Annotated in this window: 1 protein-coding gene; it reads left to right on the plus strand. The window is 66.5% G+C overall.

Annotation, left to right across the window (positions count from 1 at the left end):
- Positions 1 to 23 precede the first annotated feature (23 nt).
- Positions 24 to 600: DUF2252 domain-containing protein (locus NQ160_RS24450; RefSeq protein ID WP_257517544.1), on the plus strand; the 577-nt coding region annotated here is incomplete at its 3' end.

Here is a 600-nt window from a genome sequence, read left to right on the forward strand (position 1 = left end):
CGATGAAGCGGATCGACGAAGGGATGAGCGAGGAAGAGCGCATCCGTGCCTATCGGCAGGTCTATGACACCTACCTCGCCTCCATCCCGCCCCACCTGCGCCGGCTCGTCGATCGATTCACCCGCAGCGACTCGGTCCGGCAGATCGTCGGCGTCGGGAGCGTCGGAATGCGCGTCTGGCTGCATCTTCTGGAGGGTGACAGCGGGCGTCAGCCGCTGTTCCTGCAGGCGAAGCAGGCCGCCGCCTCGGTGTACGAGGAGTTCCTGGGCCCGAGCGAGTTCTCGAACCACGGCGAGCGCGTCGTCGTAGGTCAGCGCCTCATGCAGTCCGCCGCCGACATCTTCCTCGGCCACATGCGCGTCGACGGCACCGACTACTACGTGCGTCAGTACCGCGACATGAAGATCATCCCCAAGGGAGCCGAGATCGCGGCGTACCTCCCTCAGTTCGCCAAGGCCTGCGGTCGCACTCTCGCGAAGGCGCACGCCCGCAGCGGCGACCCGGCGGCGATCGCCGCGTACATCGGACGAGGAGTCGCTTTCGAAGAAGAGATCCTCCGCTTTGCGCGCGCGTACGCGGACCAGACCCATGAGGATCACG

This window comes from Microbacterium sp. zg.Y909 (genome assembly GCF_024626565.1).